Here is a 635-nt window from a genome sequence, read left to right as displayed (position 1 = left end):
TGTTTGGCAAGTAAAGGCAAGCTTGATCATTATTGGATTGATAGTGGTGGGACTGATTGGATTGATCATGTATTGCTTTCAGATGAGATGCAACAAAATATCCAGGCTTTAGTTGCAGGTAAAACGATTACTTCTTCTATTACTAAACATATAAATTTTGCTGATATTAACAAACCAGAAGGGTTATTTAGCTTATTATTATTTAGTGGTTATCTAAATCCTGCAGCCAAGATGTCAGAACAAGATATTTACGAACTATCTATCCCTAATTATGAGGTAAAATATATCTACCAAAAAAGAATGGTGCAATGGGTTAGTAAACAATTAGATATTGATAATTCTGGCTATTATTCTTTCGTTACTTTATTACCAGATGGTAGAATAGAGGAGTTTAAAGAGCGTTTGCAGGAATTGTTACTTAATTCTACTAGTTTTCATCAAACAGGAGCAAAGAAAGCAGAACTGTTTTATAGCGGCTTTATGCTCGGCTTTGTTAATATGTTAGCTCCTAATTATATAATATCAAGTGAACAAGAATCAGGGGATGGCAGAGCTGACGTTGTGATGATTCCAAAAATTGGCAAAGGTGATAAAGCGATGATTATCGAGTATAAAATCGCTAAATCCTCAGAAGA

General features: G+C 33.7%; 1 protein-coding gene. It reads left to right on the top strand.

All coding sequences use genetic code 11. From position 1 onward, the window contains the following. On the top strand, positions 1 to 635 hold a 635-nt coding region (locus RiCNE_RS07180), incomplete at both ends, for a PD-(D/E)XK nuclease domain-containing protein (RefSeq protein WP_192866957.1).

Source organism: Rickettsia endosymbiont of Culicoides newsteadi (genome assembly GCF_002259525.1).
Classification (GTDB): Bacteria; Pseudomonadota; Alphaproteobacteria; order Rickettsiales; family Rickettsiaceae; genus Tisiphia.
This window is presented reverse-complemented; position numbering and strand designations above follow the sequence as displayed.